The sequence below is a fragment of the Paenibacillus cineris genome (assembly GCF_018333335.1).
Taxonomy (GTDB): domain Bacteria; phylum Bacillota; class Bacilli; order Paenibacillales; family Paenibacillaceae; genus Paenibacillus_AQ; species Paenibacillus_AQ favisporus.
Genome location: NZ_BORU01000003.1, coordinates 381,805 through 400,779, shown reverse-complemented (window position 1 = coordinate 400,779; position 18,975 = coordinate 381,805). Strand labels below are relative to the sequence as shown.

The following is an 18,975-nucleotide window of genomic DNA, read 5'->3' as shown; positions in this document are numbered from 1 at the left end:
CTTATGAAAAAAGTTTATTCTCTAGTCGTTTGTTTAATGCTCTTATTTACTGCTGTTGGATCTGCTTCTGCTGCTGATTTTGACAATAATCCGGCAACTGGGGTTTACCAAGGGAATATTGATTTAAATAACACTTCTAATGATACGGTGATTAGTGAATCTTTAACGTTTGATGAAATGGCACAAAAAATCTCAGACGATTTTAATATATCCATTGACGAAGCAACTAAATTGTTAAGCCAAAATTCAGTAAAGACACTAAATGCCACAACTGCATCTTACAGAACTATTACATCTTCTTTAGACAAAATGAATAATGCATACCAACCTTCTATGGAATTTTATTGCCAAACAACCGAGGGTGGTGGCTATATAGCGATTGAAAAAATTATTACGTGGGATTTAAATAGAAATGATATTAGTGGTAATGGAAGTAAAAAATTCGAAGGCAATATCAAAACTTATTTAGAGAATGGACAATCAATTCATTGGATTCTAAATGGGGACTTTTATAATTATGGTGATGGAACACTTAATGTCGGAGGTTCAATTAAGCTTGGTGAAACCGGTACTCTTACTCTCACGCTAACAGTTAAAACAGGCCACTATGCTTACTCCTATAACTCCAAGGATATCTGGGTTGGGCCACGTTAATTAACTATCTGCTTACAACATAGAATCTACATATTAAGAGGACCCTACCAGTTTTAACAGTTGGGTTTTCGTAATTTGATATTTCGCCGCTCTACCAAAACCGGACCTTTAATCTGAAGCGCCCCTTGCTTATGCAGTAATCGTGAGCAAAGAGGCGCTTTTTCTCCATTTTCAAATACTAACCGAATCTCACACTTGAAATAATGGATCAACTCATCTCAAGTGTTTAATCTTTCTGGATTTATCGTAGAGCAACAAAACAAATTATAACCATAACGTGTCTTAAATAAAGAGAGGAGACTTCCTCCATAAGGTAGACTGCTAGGAAAGGAGAGAGCGTAATGAGAAAGTTTAAGACACTAACCTTATTCGCAACTGTAGCACTAGGGATGTCCATGGTCTTTGGTGGACAAAATCATGCCGCAGCTTCTAGCATCAAAGTAATCGGGAAGAACGGCCCCATTTCCTCGGATGTTGCACCTTACTTAAAGAAAGGAACCGTGCTGGTACCGATCAATATCATTGGAAAGCTTGGTCTAAGTAATCTCAATATGTCTTGGGACAATACCCGCAAACAGGTTAGGATCTCATACGGAAAAGTCATGATCACGGTCAAGGTTAACGAAAAATATGGGATTATCGGAGATGAGGGGACTCCATTAGCGCAGCCTGCCCAGATAAAGCATGGAAGGGTTATGGTTCCTGTAAGATTCGTTGGAGAGGCGTTGGGTGAACCGGTGGCATGGGATGCAAAGGCTCAAACGGTAACGGTTGGGAGTTCAACGGTAAGTAGTCATGCTAAAAGTGCTCTAACCTTGGAGCGAATCCGGGTCCTCTCTCTACCTCGTGTGAGCTTAAAGGAACAGATTCATGCGGGTGGATTAATGACGGTTGTCTGCTATTTCCCTGTAGGAAAAGCGGATGAATATTTTGTGAAAGAGGAAAACCGAATCGATTATTATAAAGTGCAGCAAGGAAGAGCGGTTCAGATATGGGCTGCTAGAACAACTTACGATATTGTTGAGAATAAGGGTCTTCCTTTCTTTCCGTATAAAATTGTTCAAGAAATAGGGGAGCGGCCAAGCGTGAAGGGGTCTTTTGTATATTATAAAAACATTGGAGCTATCGCGGCTGTATATTATGGCATTATCAATGAGCAAGGAAAGGCCAAACAGCTAGGTGAAGCAGATGGTAACAAAGGGGTTATTGTAGACATCCCTGAGGAAAAGAACTACATGAAACATTAAATGGCTACCTGAATTGATGGCTGGTTCATATTTTTAAGTCAAGGGGCTAATCATGAGAAAAATAAATAGAAGATTTATAATTCTTACATTTGCTGTTCTTGTTTTGATCACAGGGACAAGTGTATATGCAAGCGATGTTCTTCCTTCTCTTTTTCCAAATGTAAGTCCCGAAGATGAGGCTCTTCCGCAAGCCGTTCAAGATCGTCTAACTCAATCATGGAGCCAAGGTCGTGAGATCATACTGAGCAGTGAGGGAAGGGCATTTGGAATCAACAGCAAAAACGAAGATTTGTCAAAATGGACGTTTATCGATTTTGCTCAATTTTATGATATGATACCTACTTTTTCTATGCAAAAACGTTCTTCTTTTCTAGAGGCTTATTATAGTGAGGAGCGGAGAGCTAATCTTGACGTAGGCGATTATATGTCGGCATTACTGATAAATCCAGAAAAGTCACGGGCTTTAGTTTATTGGGAAAAGGCCAATGGTTCTTACGTTGTCATGGATTTAAGGTCTAAAAGAAATTCGAAATCCTGGTATGTCGATGGAGTTGAAATTTTAACCCCTTAACAGCAGGTTGTTTCACCAGGATGTTTAGGCATTTGGATCCCTAGACGAAGACTATGACATTTGTTACTACCATAATTTAAGTTTGGGGTGGACAGGATGTATCTTATTTTTCTGATGATCTGCTTATTATTTTCGCTCATTTTTATATTTAAGAATGAAAAAGACAACTTTTTAACAAAAATATCTTTGTTAGTCATGATCGTAACCATCTGCTTAAGCATTTTGCTGGTGAATTTAGCATGGGCTGCTGGTCCGAGAAATGGGACCGTCTTTTTAACGGTCTTTGAGTTTTCGAGCGTGAGCACTATTTTTAATGTAGTCAAGGTATTAGTGACCATCACACTGGTTTCAATGGTGGTTTACTTCTATGCCAAGCAGAAGAAATAACGATCTGATCCTCTCTCAAAGTCACCAATTATGGTGGCTTCTTTTTTTGTTTAACCATGAGCTCGACAACCCCGAAGATCCCCGCACCATCGGCCTTTCCCGCCTCCCACCGCCCATCTTCCCCCACCCCCGAAAATATTGCGCACCCCATCAAAAAATGTTGCTTGCCTGAAATCCGGGGCTCGGCATATCATGAGTCCATGCGGAAGCGGGCCTGCAAGTTCCGTCGAGATCATCAGGGAAGGGGAAGATCATGAGAGCCATTCGTCAGCCGAATCAGCGAAAATCTTTTCGAGTGCGTGACAACCTCCAGCTGTACTTAATAATGCTTCCCGTTCTGGTTCACATTTTTATTTTCAGCTACATTCCGATGTACGGGATTCTGATCGCGTTTCAGAATTACTACCCGGGCAAACCCTTTCTATCCCTGCACGGAACGGATTGGGTCGGCTTTCAGCATTTCATCGACTTTTTTAACGGCCCGTACTTCGGGCGATTGATGCGGAACACGTTTTTGCTCAGCTTTTATTTTCTGGTGTTTGGCTTCTGGGTGCCGATCCTGTTTGCCCTGCTGCTGAATGAACTCAAAAGCGGCGTATTTAAAAAATACGTTCAGACGGCAAGCTATTTGCCCCATTTTATTTCGAATGTGGTCGTGGCGGGGATGGTGTTGTCTTTTATCAATACGGACGGCATCGTGAACGCCATCGTCAAGCTGTTCGGCGGCACGCCGGTGGCGCTGAATACGGAGCCGGGGTATTTTCCGGCGATTTATACGATTACGAGCATCTGGAAGTCGTTTGGGTGGAGCAGCATTTTATATTTGGCCGCCATGTCCTCTGTGGATCCGCATCAGTACGAAGCCGCGAAGATGGACGGGGCCAACCGCTTCAAGCAAATGCTCCATATTACGCTGCCGGCCATTCGGCCGACGATTTTTATCCTGCTGATTTTTGCGATCGGCAATTTGCTGTCGGCTAACAGCGAGTTTATTTTGCTCATCTACAACCCGATGGTGTACGAGACGGCCGACGTCATCGGCACGTATTTGTACCGCGACGGCCTGCTGGGCGGCAATTTCAGCGCGGGAACGGCCGTGGGATTGTTTATCTCGATCATCAATTTCACGCTGCTGTACACAGCCAATACGCTCAGCCGTAAATATTCCGATTACGCCTTATGGTAAGGGGGAGTCCCATGGCCGCCTTGGTCAAAAGAAATCCGAACACCATCAAGCAAGGCTCGGTTGTCGTCGACGTCGTGTTGTACGCGCTGGCGCTCGCCCTTTGCTTAATCACGCTGTATCCTTTTTATTTCGTGATCATTATGTCCATCAGCAATCCGACGGAAGTCGCGGCCATGAATGTGTTCTGGTACCCGAAAGGATTCTTCCTCGACTCGTACAAGCTGATCGTCAGCGATACGAAAATGTGGTGGGCTTATTCCAATACGCTGATCTATGTGAGTGCGGGGACGATTTTAAACTGTCTGACGGCTGTGCTCGGCGCCTATCCGCTCACCGTTCGCAATCTCATGGGCCGAAAATGGGTCGTGTCGTACCTGCTGATCCCGATGTATTTTGGCGGCGGTCTCATTCCGTCCTACCTGCTGGTGAACAAGCTTGGACTGTATGACACGATGTTCGCAGTCATCATTCCGGGGATGGTCAGCATTTGGAATATCATCCTGGTGCGAACGTTCTTTGCCAACATTCCGGACGGGCTGAAGGAGTCGGCCTTTATCGACGGCGCTTCCCATTTGCAGCTGCTGTTCCGGGTCATTATACCGATATCCAAGCCGATCCTGGCGGTCATCGCCATTTATTCGGTCGTGGGCATCTGGAACAGCTGGTTCGACGCGCTCGTGTATTTACCGAATGAGAAGCTGCATCCGCTGCAAATGTACCTGTACCGGGTCGTGGTCCAGCAGTCGGTCGATTTGAAGATGCTGTCGATGGAGGATGCGAAAAATGCGGTCGCCAACATGCTTTCGAACATTCAGCTGAAATACGCCATTATCGTCTTTACGACGTTACCCGTCATTTTTACATATCCGTTCTTTCAGAAGTATTTCATCAAGGGAGCGCTGCTGGGTTCATTAAAGGAATAGGCTAGGCCATCCGAAGGGGGAAGAGTTGTATGAAAAAAAGGAAAAAACCGCTTGTGTCCGCCATCATCGCCGTTGTTTTGATCGCTTCTGTAACCGCTTGCAGCGGGGGAGACAGCAAACCAGAGGAAGCTGACAGCAACGCTCCGGCCGGGCAGCAGTCCGCCAAGCTGAAGCTTCTCGGGCCGACGGGTTCGAACAAGTTCATCAAATTCGAGGACAGGGACAAGTACCCGGTCTGGAAGGAAGTCGACAAGCTGCTGACCGATGCGAACCTGCAGCTCGATTACGAGCTCGTTCCGAACGAGCAGTATAACGTCGTCATCAAGACGCGGATGGCGTCCGGCTCCAACCTTCCGGATATCGTCAACATTTCGGCGCTGGACAATACGACGGTGCTCAATCTGGCGAAGCAGGGCGTGCTGCTGGACCTGAATCCGCTGATCGAGAAGTACAGCAACGGCAACATCAAGAAGATGTATGAGCAGGAGTTCCCGTATGCGAAAAAGACGACAACGACGTCGGACGGGAAAATGTACTGGTTCAGCGATCTGCACAAAAAAACGTATCAAGGCACCGATCCGGCTCCGGTCTCCTTAACGATGCTGCTCCGCAAGGACTGGCTCGATAAGCTGAGCCTTCCGGTTCCGACAAGTGCGGAGGAATACTTGCAAACGCTGAAGACGATGCGCGACAAGGACGCCAACGGCAACGGGCAAAAAGATGAGGTGCTCGTCTACGATCCGGGTGCCTTCTCGGGACCGATCGCGCAGTGGTTTGGGCTGGGGACCAGCATTTCATCCGTGGATGTGGAGAACAAGAAGGTCGTCTCCCCGTGGTACCAGGACGGTATCAAGGATTACTTCCGTTACCTGCAGCAGCTGGTGAAGGAAGGCGTGCTCGACACCAGCCTGATCGGGGCGACAGGGGAGCAGAAGCAGCAGAAGATGACGGAAAACCAGGTTGCTTCCACAGGAGATTACAATCTGGAGACGTATCTGGAGCCGACGATCAAGGGGGGCGGGGAATATCTTCCGCTCATGCCGCTTCAAGCGGTAGACGGCATTGCGCCAGCAGCCCAAATTGAGCCGCCGTTTCTGGTGTGGCAGAAATACGCGATTACGAAAGACAGCAAAAACGTAGAAGCGGCGATCAAGTATTTTGACACGATCTATTCGGATAAGTATGCGGAACTTCTGTATTGGGGCATCGAAGGACAAACCTATAAAAAGGATGAGAGCGGCGCGAATGTATTCATCAACAACGCCTCGGACGAAGAACTGGCCAAAACGGGTCAAGTTCCCGGACTCCGCCTGTTCGGCGATACGGTGTTCCCGCGAGTTCAGTTCGCCAACCTCGAGTTTGAGCTGTCCGGCGTACCGAAATACAAAGCCGACAACGAGCTCAATATTCTGAAATACAAGCCGTATTTCGTCAATATGAACGACAACTATTTGGCGATTCCCGACGATCAGCAGCTGGAAGCGAAAACGAAGATTTTGACCAACCTGAACACGTACTCCACGGAGCTTGCGACCAAGCTGGCTTTGGGGCAAAAATCGCTCGACAACTGGGATCAATATATGGCCGATCTGAAAAAGCTGGGGCTGGACCAGCTGCTGGAGATCGACCAGCAATTGCTCGACAGATACAACAGCATCCAGTAACGTTGACAGTAACCGTATGACTTTGGAAAATGGCAGGCTCCAATTCGCTTTGGAGGCTCTGCTGTTTTCCTGTTTTTGCTTATCTAATGGGGGAGGGATAGTCTGTGCGCAATGGCAGCTTCGGAAGCGGCACGTTTCGTAAAATTCTGTTGTCTTATACCGCGATTTTGATCATCCCGATTATTGTGTTCAGCGCATTAAACGTGCAGCGGAACATCGTCGAGGAGAAACGCCGGCAGCATGAGGCACATGCTTTGGACGCCAAGCGGATCGCCGATCTGGTCGACAATAAATTGAATGAGCTCAAAACCTTGGGCAAAACGCTGAGCAACGAATCCTGGGTGAAGAAGCTGATGCAGGATACGAACGTATACGATCAGGAATTCGACATTACCAAAATGCTGGACATCCGCACCAGTCTCGGCAATAGCGTGAGTTCGCAGGGGATTCTCTCGTTTGGCATGGTGGTGTTTCCGGAGCAGCAGAAGGCGATGACTTCGTGGGGGATGTTCCCGCTGAAGGAATTTTTTCAATCGATTGTCGCATTCGACGAAGCTGCTGAGCAGCAGCTGCAGAGCTCCTTTGCGCAGCAGCAGTATTTTACCATCCTGCCGCCGGCCAGCATGAAGCTGTGGGGCAGCGAAAAGCGCGTGATTCCCGTGCTGCAAAGCCTGGAGGTGGTGAATCATCCGCGTGCGGTTTTAGTATTGTTTATTGATAGCGCTTACTTTTCAGAGTATATGCACCGGTTTGGAGGGATTGAATCGCAGGAGATCGTCATGACGTCCCGGGATGCGCTGATTTACAGCCAAGTCCGAAATGATCCGGCAGCCCGCAACGGAGCGGCTTCCTACCCCATTCATTTGTCTTCGGAGGCCAGTGATGTGCAGTATGCGATCTCTTACGCGGACAGCAGCGTCATCGGCATCGGCAATTTGTTCAGCTCGCTGGCGGCCATCCTGATCTCCATCGTTATTGGCGCGTGTATGGCTTATCTGCTGGCGAAAATCAGCTACCGTCCTCTCGGGGCTCTGCTGAGTAAGCTGAGCGCCGCGGCGCGGGTTGAGTATTCCCGAAGCGGCAAAGTGACGGAGTCCGAATACAATTTTATAGAAAAATCGTTTGACCGGCTGCTGCACGAAAACCGCAAGCTTCAGCAATCGATGCAGGATTACGAAAATGCCGCCAAGTCGAATTTGTATCTTCGCCTGCTCAAGGGATATTTTATGGACGATCAGCAGAAGAATGAGCTGGGCAAACTGGGGATCGGTTATACCGAGGACATGTATTACTGCACGATGCTTGTCAGCTTCCACGCTATTCGCGACTTTTCCGACTTCGAGAAAATCCGGAAGATCGAAATGCTGATGATGGTGATCGTGGAAAAAGCGATGAGCCGTTACGGGCTGGACTATGCGCTGTTCGAGGTCACGAATGCGGACAAGGCGATGATCGTGTCCTCCGGGCAGCCGTTTGGAGACGATGATATGCTGGAGCGCATCGCTGCCGAGATGGCTGACGAAATCGAGCGGCTGAGCGGATTTCATCCCGATATTTTATACGGAGGAGTTGAGCAAGGGCTGGTCGGCATCAGCAAATCGTATTACACGGCCAATGAAAGGCTGCGCTACACCGTATTCTCGCGTGAGCATTTTCAGGTACTGCAGGAGGAGACGATGCAGGCCGGCGTCGATTATTATTATCCGACGGATTGGGAAGTGCAGTTGATCAATAACCTCAAGATCGGGAACCTGGATACGTCCCTGCAAATTCTGCATGAGATCCATGCCGAGAACGACAAGCGGGAACTGGCCGAGGCCAGCGTGAGCCGGCTGCTCTCCCTGCTGATGGAGACGATGCTGCGGGTGCTGCATGAGCTGAATCTCGATACGGATATCTACACGAAGCAGTTTTGCAGCCGGGCTAAAGCGGCGAACATCGAAGAAATGTGGAGCTATATGTTTGAGGTCGGCACGCTCATTTGCGAGCGCAAACGGTATGCCAATACGTCTTCGGCGGTGTCGGCCGGCACCGAGCTGCTGCAATACGTGAACGACAACTATTCGAGTGCGGACATTTCGTTAAAGCAGCTGGCGGAGATGTATCATATGTCCCTATCGAAGGTGTCCAAAATATTCAAAGAGGTGACCGGCATCAACTTCTATGATTATGTATGCCGTCTGCGCATGGAGAAGGCGAAAGAGCTGCTCCGGGAGCGAAGCTGCGGTATCGATCACATCGCACGCACGGTGGGGTACGAAAATGTGTATTCCTTCAAACGCGCCTTTGCGCGATATGAAGGCATCAAGCCTGACGAATACGTGGAGTCGGCGGAATGCCGGTGAGATAAAATAAAGAGACCATAGCTCATTGCTATAGTCTCTGGTCTCTTTATCTGTCTCACTCACTTCAACGGTCCGTTTACGACCTGCCGCTGAACCGTTTGATCGCTTCCTCCGTCACCGGCGTGAAGAGGTTAATCAGGTTGCCGTCGGGATCCCGAAACAGCACCGCACGGTTCCCCCACGGCATCGTGGTTGGCTCCTTGACCCACTCGCTGACAAACGGCTTCAAGCGCTCGTATTCGGCGTCGACATCGTCAACACGGAACTCGAGGATGACCGTGTGATTGTCGGCCGCCACGGCGGAACCAGCACCGAACAGCTGCACCGTCTGGGAGTGGCCGATCGCCAGGGTGCACGATGACCCAACGATTTCGGCGAAGACGGGCGCGGGGCGTTCCGCCGACACGCCCATAACTTTCTCATAAAACCCGACAAGACGATCTACATCGTCGGTAATGATGCGTACAGAAGCAAAATTCATGAAATACCATCCTTCCTATATTAAGTGATACAGAACCGTATAATCATCATTTTGGGTCAGAATACTTCGCATTGATCTCCCATTTCTTACGGTTACATACTCCGAGTATAAAAAAACGCTACTGACAACAGTATGTCAGTAGCGTTTTAACATTCGTTTTTGAACTAACAGGCAGATTTGTTCATTGAGCCGATGGGGCCTTTATTCCATGAACGAGCGCTCGTTCGTGATATCGTATTTTAGAATGTCCATTTTCATTCTGTTTCCCCATTTATTTAAAAACGGCGCCGACTCATGTCTTTCAACATGGGCCGACAGCGATTCTTGATCTTGCCACCGCTGGACCGTCAGCATGCGTCCGGCGCGCGCATCTTCCGTAGTAAAGGCATAAAAGAGACATCCCTTTTCAGCTCTCGTGCTGGTAACGACAGACTGAACGTCTGCAGTAAACTCATTCACATCAGACGGATTTAGGTGAACGTAACCCATGAGTATAATCATGGTTACACGACCGTGAGCACAATCTTGCCTTGAATGTGCCCACCGGCTGCACGTTCATGCGCCTTGCGAGCATCGGCAAGTGGAAACGTGCTGTCGATAGCGACGCGAACCGTTCCGGCGTCAAGCAAGCGCCCTAATTCCGCCAGCTGCGGGCCGTTTGAGCGCACTTGGGTCATCGATACCGTGACACCCAGTTTCGCGGCCTCCTCGGCATCGTTGAAGCCTAGGAACACTGGGAACAAAGCGCCGCCACGCTTGAGCGTACGCAAGAAACGACCGGTGGTCGGACTGCCGAGGGTATCAAGGACGAGATCCATGTCATGCACGACGTCCTCGGGAAGGCTCTTGGTGTAGTCGATGAATTCGTCGGCACCGAGCTCACGCAGGAACGACTCATGCGACCCCGATGCCACCGCGATGACGTGCGCACCCTTCCATTTGGCCAGCTGTACCGCGAAGTGCCCCACGCCGCCCGCAGCACCATTGACGAGCACCGTCTTGCCGTCCAGCGGCACCGGGCGATGCATCTCCGGTTGAAGCGGGTTCGGTTCATTGTGCCCCAGATCGATCAGAAACTGCCACGCGGTGAGGCCAGCCATCGGCGCCCCAGCAGCGTGCACGTGATCGATGCCAGCCGGCTTGAGTGCAAGGTCCGACGCTGGCGCGGCGACGTACTCAGCATAAGCGGCGCTCTCCCCAAAGCTAGGAAAGCGAACCATCCCGAAAACTTCATCGCCGACGGAGAAATCCTTCACATCCGTGGCTACTGCCTCGACAACGCCCGACACGTCCGACCCCAGAATGATGGGAAAGGGCACAGGCGGCCGCCACTCAGGAGGAAGCGACTTATACCCGTCGCGCAGGTACCAGTCGGGGGGATTTATGCCAACCGCGTGAACGCGCACAAGCACCTCACCTGGCTTCAGCTCGGGAAGCGGCGCCTCCTCGTAACGCAGCACCTCTGGGCCGCCGAATTCATGCAAACGAATCGCTTTCATTGTATCTATAGACATCATGCTTTCTCCTTTCATGTAGATGAGTTATACTTACCAGAGCAGTGCTCCGTATAATCGGATCACTGTTCCGTTTATAACTATACGGAGCACTGCTCCGATTGTCAAGGAGGAATTCTATGCGAGCCGATGCAATGAAAAACTATGAGCACATACTCGAAGTCGCGAACGTCGTTGTAACCGAGCAGGGTGTCGATGCATCGCTGCGCGACATCGCTCGCAGAGCTGGTGTCGGGCTAGGCACGCTGTATCGTCATTTCCCGACGAGAGAGGCGCTGCTCGAAGCTTTGCTCCGCTCAAGCTTCGACGAGTTTACGACAAAGGCACGTGAGCTCGAAACTGCGAGTACACCCGATGATGCACTCGTATCGTGGCTGCGCGACGTCGTTACATTTACGGGCAACTATCATGGTGTTGTGGACGTGATGATGGCAGCCAAGGAGGACCCGGAGTCCGCACTCCACGCATCGTGCGTCACGATGCGCTCGGCAGGCACGCGACTTCTCACTCGTGCTCAGGCCGAAGGTCTGGCGCGTACCGACATGGATGGGGATGACCTGTTCTCGTTAGCAGCTGCGCTTGCATGGCTTAGCAACCAGCCCTCGTCCGCGCCACGGGCTGAGCATCTCTTCCGTATTATCGCGAGCGCGATTTTGACGAATTGATCGAGTAGCACGAGATTGAACTAACGGGGAACAATAGCTCCATCATGACACGACGGCAGCCGGCCAAATCGGCTGCCGTCGTTACGTTAACCCTAGCTTGAAGGGCATGGGGTACGACCCCTTTAAGGCAAAAATAATCTATATATTTGCTCCCCGTCGATCATGAACAGGGGAGTTTTTCGTTATGTCGGCCTACCACCTTGCAGCGATGTCAAGAATAGATGGTCGCCGCAAAAATTGCTGATGGACGATGAAAGCGTTTTAAAATACCATAACGGCAAAGGGGCCCCTTGAAGAAATGTTAGCGACACTCCCGAATTGGAAGGAAGGTGAAGCACTCTTGAAGCATGCTCCTCCGGAAGCGGCTTCCGCGCAGACCGCCATTGGCCGCAGATCGGCAATAGGCCGTTCGCTCAAGAAAAACTGGGATTTGTATATGCTGCTTTTGCCGGTCGTCGCCTATTACTTGATCTTTCATTACATCCCGATGTATGGGGTGCAGATCGCATTCAAAGAATTTATTGCTTCCAAAGGGATAACCGGCAGCCCTTGGATCGGTTTCGCCCATTTCCAGCGTTTTTTTGACAGCTACTATTTTTGGCGGCTCATCCGCAACACGCTTGGCATCGGAATATATGAGCTGGTTGTCGGCTTTCCCGTCCCGATCATTCTCGCGCTGCTCATCAATGAAGTGAGGGCGAAATGGTTCAAGAAAACGATTCAAACGGTAACGTATGCCCCTCATTTTTTATCGACTGTCGTGCTCGTCGGCATGCTGATGGTTTTTTTGTCGCCGCAGCATGGAATCGTGAACCTGTTCATCGGGTGGTTGGGCGGGGATTCCATTTCGTTCATGACTGAGGCGGGCTGGTTCAAAACGATCTACGTTTTCTCCGGGGTATGGCAGCAGATGGGCTGGAGTTCGATCATCTATTTGGCCGCCTTGACCGGCATCGATCCGCAGCTGCACGAAGCGGCCAAGGTTGACGGAGCTAGCCGGCTGGCCCGCATCTGGCATATTAACCTGCCGGGCATATTGCCTACCATCGTGATTTTGCTCATTATGAATGTCGGATCCATTCTTGGCGTCGGCTTCGAGAAAGTATTTCTGATGCAGAACAGTCTGAATATGGAAAGCTCGGACGTCATTTCGACCTACGTATACCGAAGCGGCATCCTGGAAGCACAATACAGTTTCTCTGCCGCCGTAGGGCTGTTCAATTCGGTCGTTAATTTCATCATGCTCATTACGGTCAACTACATTGCACGGAAAGCTGGTGAAACGAGCTTATGGTAAAAGAGACGTTTGGCGACAGAGTGCTCAGTTTCATCATCCACACTTTGCTCGTTCTCGCCCTGATCGCCGTCCTGTATCCGCTGTTGTTCGTGCTGGCCGCCTCGATTAGCGATCCTTCCAAAGTTTTGGGCGGAGAGGTGTGGCTGTGGCCGAAGGGCATCACGTTCCGCGGATACGAGAAAGTGTTCCAAAACAACGACATTTTGCAGGGCTACGGGAATACGATCCTGTACACCGTTATCGGGACGGCTATTAATATCGTTATGACGATACTCGCCGCCTATCCGCTGTCGCGCAAAGATTTGGCCGGACGCGGCTACTTTACCGCCTTTTTCGTATTTACGATGTTTTTCAGCGGCGGGCTCATTCCGACCTATTTGCTGGTGAAAAATCTCGGCATGGTCAACACGATGTGGGCGCTTATCATCCCGAATGCGCTCGCCATATGGAACGTCATCATTATGCGCACCTTTTTCCAGCAAAATATCCCCATCGAAGTACAGGAATCGGCGCAAATTGACGGCTGCTCCAACCTGCAAATCTTGGTTCGCATCGTCCTTCCGCTGTCGATGCCCATCCTGGCCGTCATGACCTTGTTTTACAGCGTCGCCCATTGGAATTCATTTTTCAGCGCGCTTATTTATTTGACCGACCGGAGCAAATACCCGCTTCAGCTCGTGCTCCGGGAGATTTTGATTCAGAGTAATTTGAAGGATATGGTGGAAACAAACGAGGAGTCGCTTGCCAAAAGCGTCATGGAAGGTGAATCTATCAAATACGCGGTCGTTATCATCGCCAATCTGCCGGTCCTTCTGCTGTATCCGTTCCTGCAGCGCTATTTCGTCAAAGGACTTGTGATCGGCGCGGTAAAAGGTTAATCCTACCCAAGAAGTGAAAAGAAAAAGGAGGTTTTTTCTTGAAATCTAAAAAAACGACAGCGGCTTTGTTATCCCTCTTCGTATTGCTTAGCTTGCTCTCGGCTTGTTCGGGGGGTGGATCGAATGAAGCGGTAGGCGACAAACCGAAAGAATCCGGCATCAATAAGACGGGAATGCCGATCGTAGCCGGAAAAATCAACCTGAAGATGGTGGCCGGGAAAGCGCCGACGACCGCCTCCAACTGGAACGAAGTGATGCTCTGGCAAGAATATGAGAAGCTAACAAACATACATGTCACTTGGGAGATGGTGCCAAACGACAACTTAACGGAAAAGCGTAACATTATGCTGGCCGGCGGCGATTATCCGGATGCCTTCTTTACGGCAGCCATCCCATCGACCGATTTGCTCAAATACGGTTCGCAAGGCGTATTTATCAAGCTGAACGACCTGATTGACCAATATGCCCCGAATCTCAAAAAGTTATTGGATCAATACCCGGAGGTACGCAAAGGGCTGACAATGCCAGACGGCAATATTTATTCCTTCCCGACAATCTACGACCCGCAGTTTACGTCCGTGCTCGCCGGAGGCAAAATGTGGATCAAGAAAGAATGGCTCGACAAGCTTGGCTTAAAGGAGCCGGAGACGACCGAAGATTTCTACAACATGCTGAAAGCGTTTAAAGAAAAAGATCCGAACGGCAACAACCAAGCGGACGAAATTCCGTTCGAGAGTGTTGGGCTGCCGGTCATAATGAACTACTTCAAGGGCGCTTGGGGGCTCGGTACCCGGGGGGCAGGCCACGCTAACGTAGATATGGACAACGCCGGGAAGCTCAGATTTATCCCTACCGATCCGAACTACAAGCAAATGCTGGAATATTTAAACAAACTGTACAGCGAAAAGCTGATCGCGGAAGATATTTTTACGATCCAAGCGAATCAATTTTATGCAACCGGCGCAAAAGGATTATACGGAGCTACCATCACGACAAGTCCGTACACGCTGATGAACCAGACGGGATATATAGGCGCAAGCGCGCTTAAAGGTCCTCATGGCGACCAATTGTATTCCGCCGTCGGCTCCCCTCTCGCTGGTCTGGGCGCGTTCGTCATTACCGACAAAAACAAAAGTCCGGAAGCAACGGTTCGTTGGATGGATTACTTGTACGGCGAGGAAGGCAGCAAAATGTTCTTTATGGGCTTCGAAGGAAAGTCGTACGAGAAAACCGCCTCCGGCGAGCTTCAATATACAAAAGAAATTACGGCCAATCCGAATGGCCTGACGTTCGAGCAGGCGCTTGTGAAATACGTCGTATGGCCGGGTGGCGGTTACCCGAACATGGTGCAGCAAAAGTTTTTCAAAGGCGCCGAATCGCAGCCGGAATCGATCCAGGCGGCGGAGAAGTTCAAGCAGTACATGCCGAAGGAGGTTTGGCCGACATTCAGCTATACTGCCGAGGAAAGTACGAAAATGTCCGCGTTAACCGCCGACATCAATACGTACGTAACCGAAATGGCCGCCAAATTCGTCTCCGGCAAAGCGCCATTCTCGGAGTGGGATAACTATGTGGCCACGTTGAAAAAAATGCGGCTCGACGACTATATGCAAATTTATCAAGCCGCGTATGATCGGTACAAGAACTAATAAAACGCGGCGCCGGAGCGGTGGGGCCGGGTAAAACGGACCATTACCGAGCGGAAAACACGGCCGCACAGCGAAAGTGTTAGGGATCGTAGACGGGAGAGCAGTGCCCGGCTGGAAAGCCCGGGTACCGACTACTCCCGGAACCGGTATGGAGGAGCGCCCGATGAACATGATCCGCAGCCAACGATTTTACAACTTCCTGTTCTCCTATATTGTGCTGGTCGTCGTTCTGCTCGTTGCCGTCAGCAGCGTCGTGTACCAAAACTTTTTCGATACGCTCCGCAAAGAAGTGGAGCATACGACCGTTGGCGCCCTCGGCCAATTTCGGGATGCGGTCGATCTGCGCATGAACGAAATGAACCGGCTTGCCTCCCAGCTGTCTTACAATCCGGTGCTGACCCCCTACATGGCCTCGGATGGTGGATACGGTTCTCTGCAAGCGGTTGCCGAGCTGAAGCAATACTTGTCCACGAACCTGTTTATCGAGGATGTCGTGTTATCCTTCAACGGATCAGGCACCAAACAGCTTTATGCCGCAAGCGGAACGTACAAACTCGATCTGTTTTTCAATTCGATCTACCATTATCGCAATTGGAGCCCATCGGAGTTTATGCAAACGGCCGTTACGTTGTCCGCTCCGCTTATGCGGGGGGTTGAACCGGTTCTGTTCAACCGGCTTGAGGAACGGCGGTATGCCACCTACATGGTGCCGATCCCGCTAAACGCGGAAGTCCCTTACGGTGTCGCGCTTTTCCTCATTCGCGAGCAGGCGCTGACAGATTTGGCCCAAGGCGTTCTGACGGAGTCGAACGGATTTCTGTTCATCCTGAACGAACGCAACGAAATCGTCTTCAGTCAATCGCAAGGAGAATCGCCCGAATCCGGCAAACGCCTGCTCGAACGAATCAACGATATTCCGAACCGGTCTCCCTTCAGCGAGTTGTCCGTAGACGGCCGGAAATATTCGGTGCTTATCCATTCGTCAAGCAACCGTCAATGGTCTTACGTGGCGGTGCTGCCAACCGATCAATGGATGCGGAAAGTGAATGAGAAGCGCGGCATATTCAGCATAACCATCGCGGCCGTTTTCCTAATCGGGATCGCCATCGCCTTCGGCTTCTCGGTCCAGCATTACCGGCCGCTCAAGCGTCTGGCCGGGATCGTTTCCAGCGAAGCGCGGTCCGAGCCGCTGGTACGTTCGAGCGACGAGATCGATTACATTTCCCGCGCTGTCGGCCTCATGGCCAGCGAGAAGCAGAGCTTGCAGCATCAGCTGCGCAACCAAGGCCGCACGCTCCGCGAGCAGGTGCTGCTGACGCTGCTCAAGGGGAAGCTGAGCACGAAAGCGGAAATGAGCGATATTTTGCAATTTTCCAATATCCAGCTCGACAAACCCCATTACGCCGTCATGATTGTGCTGATTGACGATTACAACCGCTTTCGGCAGGACAATTCAGAGAAGATGCAGGAGGTGCTGACGTTCAGCTTGATGAAAGTGGTCGAGGAGCTCGCCTTGGAGTCTGGGGCAGGATATGGAGCCGAGTTGATGGACGGCCGTACCATCGCTTTTTTGGTCAATTTGAACGAAGGCTTTGACGATACCGACGTTTTACGGGAACTGGCCGTGAAGGCAAAGGCGTTTTTCCGGCAATATTTCCGGCTTACGGTAACTGTCGGCATCGGGGGGATTTACGACGATTTGTCCTCCGTTCCGCAATCGTTCGTAGAAGCAAGTCATGCCGCAAGGTACCGGTTCGTGAAGGGAGGCGACCAGGTGTTTCTGTTTGCCGAGATCGTGCCCCGCTCAAGCGGAGAGTACGTCTACCCCGTCGAACGGATAGACCGGCTCGTGAAGGCGATCAAGCAAGGAAACATGTCTCAGGTTGAACCGGCCGTTCGCGAGGCATTTGGCCATATCGTGGAAATGGACGTGTCGCTCGAGGCGGCGGAATGCATCTGCTTCGATATCGTCAACAATATGATGAAAACGCTTATCGAGCTGGAAATCGAAATCGACGACGATTTGGGGGAAACGATGCAGCAGTTGTTCGTTCCGCGCTTCGAAACGATCGAGGAACTGGAACGTCTCGTCGTCTCGATATGCCGCAACGTATGCCGGTACGTAGAAGCGAAGAAAGAGAGCAAGAATATCGAGCTGCTGGAGAATATCAAGGCTTACGTCGCCCAGCAGTATTCGGATCAGACGATTGATCTCGAATCGATCGCGAACCGGTTCGGCGTCTCGCCGTCTTACGCGACGCGATTTTTCAAAGATCATACGGGCTGTCCGCTGATGAAATATATTGATTCGATCCGGATGGATCAGGCGAAAAAGCTGCTGAAAACAACAGATTTGCCTCTCAAAGACATTATGAACGAGGTCGGCTACGTAGACTCGACGAACTTCATCCGCAAATTCAAAAAAGCCGAAGGCATCACGCCGATCCAATACCGCAATATTGCCAAAAGTTAAACTGCAAGACGACAGGCCGCCGAACGAAGAGATACGGGAGAAAGCCAAGAGGATGGACATCACCTCTTGGCTTTTGTAGTGTAGGGACGGTATGCAAGTTCACGATAACGTTGGGTGACAAAACCCTATAGTTTAATCAAGGGTTCATGCTCAGCTTGGACGGGGAATAATTTCTGGGCGGTCTCGATAAAGGTTTTGACCGCAATGGTACAGTCCTCCACAGGACCGGAGACGATGTGAATATCCCGGTAGGCTGCTGGTGAGATGCGTTTGAGGATAAGGCCAGGAGGCAGGTCCAACAGGGACAGCTCAGACATGACGGCCAAGCCTTCGCCTGCAGCAATCATTTGAAGAGCCGTTCTGTAGTTGTAGAGAATGTACTTAATATTAGGCTCTTCCCCGGCGCTGTCGAACCATTGCAGGACAGGAGGCTCGTAACCGGCTTTGCAGATCAGCATAGGCTCCTCCCGCAAATCTTCCGGGCTGATGATGGACTTTTCGCTTAAAGGGTGATCATCTCTCATCACGGCGTAAATGCCTTCCCGGTATAGTGGATGAGAGTGAGCCGTTTTATCCGAGGGGATAACAAACCCGACATCGATTACCCGGTTATCCAGCCACTCCTGTATGTCCGCAATGGTCCCTTCAAGAATGCTGAATTCGAGCTTTGGATATTGTTGTTTGATATGGCTGATGATCTTCGGAACAAAATATGAAGCGGCAACCGGGAATGCGCCGATTCGGACGCTGCCGGTTTCCATTCCTTTTTCGCTGGCGATTTCCTGGTCGACCTTATCATACCCTTGAAGAATCTCGCGAAAGATCCGGACGATTCGTTCTCCAACTGGTGTGAGGGCAACGCCCAGACGCCGGTCTCTAATCAGCAGCGTTACCCCAAGCTCGCGTTCCAGAGCGGTGACCGCACGGCTGACGGCAGGCTGTGTCATATTCATCTTTTCCCCGGCGGACGTAAAGCTTCGGGTCTCCGAGATCGCCACAATCAATTGAAGAAGTGATTTGTTCATACCAAATTTGATATCT

Annotated in this window: 16 protein-coding genes; 12 read left to right on the top strand and 4 right to left on the bottom strand. The window is 50.5% G+C overall.

What is annotated here, in order from left to right:
- Positions 1 to 3 precede the first annotated feature (3 nt).
- The 7 genes from KI379_RS25980 (at position 4) to KI379_RS25950 (ending at position 8,977) form a co-directional block, all read left to right on the top strand.
- Entirely contained in the window at positions 4 to 654 is a 651-nt protein-coding gene (locus tag KI379_RS25980) for a hypothetical protein (RefSeq protein ID WP_212985394.1), read from the top strand.
- A gap of 341 nt (positions 655 to 995) precedes the next feature.
- Positions 996 to 1,901 carry a copper amine oxidase N-terminal domain-containing protein gene (locus KI379_RS25975; protein ID WP_212985393.1) on the top strand — a complete coding sequence of 302 codons (906 nt, stop codon included), beginning with the start codon at positions 996 to 998 and terminating at the stop codon, positions 1,899 to 1,901.
- Positions 1,902 to 1,953: 52 nt separating this feature from the next.
- Positions 1,954 to 2,472: a hypothetical protein gene (locus tag KI379_RS25970; protein ID WP_212985392.1), complete on the top strand. Its 519-nt coding sequence runs from the start codon at positions 1,954 to 1,956 to the stop codon at positions 2,470 to 2,472.
- Positions 2,473 to 3,112: 640 nt separating this feature from the next.
- Positions 3,113 to 4,045 (top strand): ABC transporter permease, encoded by a 933-nt coding sequence (locus KI379_RS25965; RefSeq protein WP_076176627.1) that lies wholly within the window; start codon positions 3,113 to 3,115, stop codon positions 4,043 to 4,045.
- A gap of 11 nt (positions 4,046 to 4,056) precedes the next feature.
- Complete coding sequence (locus KI379_RS25960; protein ID WP_076176628.1) at positions 4,057 to 4,968, top strand: carbohydrate ABC transporter permease; 912 nt, start codon at positions 4,057 to 4,059, stop codon at positions 4,966 to 4,968.
- A 29-nt stretch (positions 4,969 to 4,997) separates the two neighbouring features.
- Positions 4,998 to 6,632: an extracellular solute-binding protein gene (locus KI379_RS25955; protein WP_212985391.1), complete on the top strand. Its 1,635-nt coding sequence runs from the start codon at positions 4,998 to 5,000 to the stop codon at positions 6,630 to 6,632.
- Between the two features lie 104 nt (positions 6,633 to 6,736).
- Positions 6,737 to 8,977: a helix-turn-helix transcriptional regulator gene (locus tag KI379_RS25950; RefSeq protein ID WP_212985390.1), complete on the top strand. Its 2,241-nt coding sequence runs from the start codon at positions 6,737 to 6,739 to the stop codon at positions 8,975 to 8,977.
- 76 nt (positions 8,978 to 9,053) lie between these two features.
- Here the strand turns inward: KI379_RS25950 and KI379_RS25945 are convergent, their stop codons facing one another.
- From KI379_RS25945 to KI379_RS25935, 3 genes are all read right to left on the bottom strand, one after another.
- Positions 9,054 to 9,458 carry a VOC family protein gene (locus KI379_RS25945; protein ID WP_212970973.1) on the bottom strand — a complete coding sequence of 135 codons (405 nt, stop codon included), beginning with the start codon at positions 9,456 to 9,458 and terminating at the stop codon, positions 9,054 to 9,056.
- Between the two features lie 201 nt (positions 9,459 to 9,659).
- Entirely contained in the window at positions 9,660 to 9,947 is a 288-nt protein-coding gene (locus tag KI379_RS34375; protein ID WP_373309618.1) for a putative quinol monooxygenase, read from the bottom strand.
- A 14-nt stretch (positions 9,948 to 9,961) separates the two neighbouring features.
- Positions 9,962 to 10,975: an NADP-dependent oxidoreductase gene (locus KI379_RS25935; protein WP_212985388.1), complete on the bottom strand. Its 1,014-nt coding sequence runs from the start codon at positions 10,973 to 10,975 to the stop codon at positions 9,962 to 9,964.
- 116 nt (positions 10,976 to 11,091) lie between these two features.
- Here KI379_RS25935 and KI379_RS25930 point away from each other — a divergent pair, with 116 nt between their 5' ends.
- The 5 genes from KI379_RS25930 (at position 11,092) to KI379_RS25910 (ending at position 17,934) form a co-directional block, all read left to right on the top strand.
- A complete protein-coding gene (locus KI379_RS25930; RefSeq protein WP_212985387.1) occupies positions 11,092 to 11,637 on the top strand; it encodes a TetR/AcrR family transcriptional regulator in 546 nt (181 codons plus the stop codon).
- Between the two features lie 298 nt (positions 11,638 to 11,935).
- The gene (locus tag KI379_RS25925; protein WP_089548866.1) at positions 11,936 to 12,934 is read left to right on the top strand and encodes an ABC transporter permease; all 999 of its coding nucleotides are present in this window, start codon (positions 11,936 to 11,938) and stop codon (positions 12,932 to 12,934) included.
- Positions 12,928 to 13,812: a carbohydrate ABC transporter permease gene (locus KI379_RS25920; RefSeq protein WP_089548865.1), complete on the top strand. Its 885-nt coding sequence runs from the start codon at positions 12,928 to 12,930 to the stop codon at positions 13,810 to 13,812. Before KI379_RS25925 ends, KI379_RS25920 begins: the two co-directional genes overlap by 7 nt.
- Before the next feature lie 38 nt (positions 13,813 to 13,850).
- A complete protein-coding gene (locus KI379_RS25915) occupies positions 13,851 to 15,461 on the top strand; it encodes an extracellular solute-binding protein (protein WP_212985386.1) in 1,611 nt (536 codons plus the stop codon).
- 163 nt (positions 15,462 to 15,624) lie between these two features.
- Positions 15,625 to 17,934 (top strand): helix-turn-helix domain-containing protein, encoded by a 2,310-nt coding sequence (locus KI379_RS25910; protein WP_212985385.1) that lies wholly within the window; start codon positions 15,625 to 15,627, stop codon positions 17,932 to 17,934.
- A gap of 125 nt (positions 17,935 to 18,059) precedes the next feature.
- Here KI379_RS25910 and KI379_RS25905 read toward each other — a convergent pair whose 3' ends face one another.
- Positions 18,060 to 18,959: a LysR family transcriptional regulator gene (locus tag KI379_RS25905; RefSeq protein WP_212985384.1), complete on the bottom strand. Its 900-nt coding sequence runs from the start codon at positions 18,957 to 18,959 to the stop codon at positions 18,060 to 18,062.
- Positions 18,960 to 18,975 lie beyond the last annotated feature (16 nt).

Coding starts and splice junctions, on each gene's coding strand:
- KI379_RS25980 (WP_212985394.1), top strand. CDS start 4: ATGAAAAAAGTTTATTCTCTAGTCGTTTGTTTAATGCTCTTATTTACT.
- KI379_RS25975 (WP_212985393.1), top strand. CDS start 996: ATGAGAAAGTTTAAGACACTAACCTTATTCGCAACTGTAGCACTAGGG.
- KI379_RS25970 (WP_212985392.1), top strand. CDS start 1,954: ATGAGAAAAATAAATAGAAGATTTATAATTCTTACATTTGCTGTTCTT.
- KI379_RS25965 (WP_076176627.1), top strand. CDS start 3,113: ATGAGAGCCATTCGTCAGCCGAATCAGCGAAAATCTTTTCGAGTGCGT.
- KI379_RS25960 (WP_076176628.1), top strand. CDS start 4,057: ATGGCCGCCTTGGTCAAAAGAAATCCGAACACCATCAAGCAAGGCTCG.
- KI379_RS25955 (WP_212985391.1), top strand. CDS start 4,998: ATGAAAAAAAGGAAAAAACCGCTTGTGTCCGCCATCATCGCCGTTGTT.
- KI379_RS25945 (WP_212970973.1), bottom strand. CDS start 9,458: ATGAATTTTGCTTCTGTACGCATCATTACCGACGATGTAGATCGTCTT.
- KI379_RS34375 (WP_373309618.1), bottom strand. CDS start 9,947: ATGGGTTACGTTCACCTAAATCCGTCTGATGTGAATGAGTTTACTGCA.
- KI379_RS25935 (WP_212985388.1), bottom strand. CDS start 10,975: ATGATGTCTATAGATACAATGAAAGCGATTCGTTTGCATGAATTCGGC.
- KI379_RS25930 (WP_212985387.1), top strand. CDS start 11,092: ATGCGAGCCGATGCAATGAAAAACTATGAGCACATACTCGAAGTCGCG.
- KI379_RS25925 (WP_089548866.1), top strand. CDS start 11,936: ATGTTAGCGACACTCCCGAATTGGAAGGAAGGTGAAGCACTCTTGAAG.
- KI379_RS25920 (WP_089548865.1), top strand. CDS start 12,928: ATGGTAAAAGAGACGTTTGGCGACAGAGTGCTCAGTTTCATCATCCAC.
- KI379_RS25910 (WP_212985385.1), top strand. CDS start 15,625: ATGAACATGATCCGCAGCCAACGATTTTACAACTTCCTGTTCTCCTAT.
- KI379_RS25905 (WP_212985384.1), bottom strand. CDS start 18,959: ATGAACAAATCACTTCTTCAATTGATTGTGGCGATCTCGGAGACCCGA.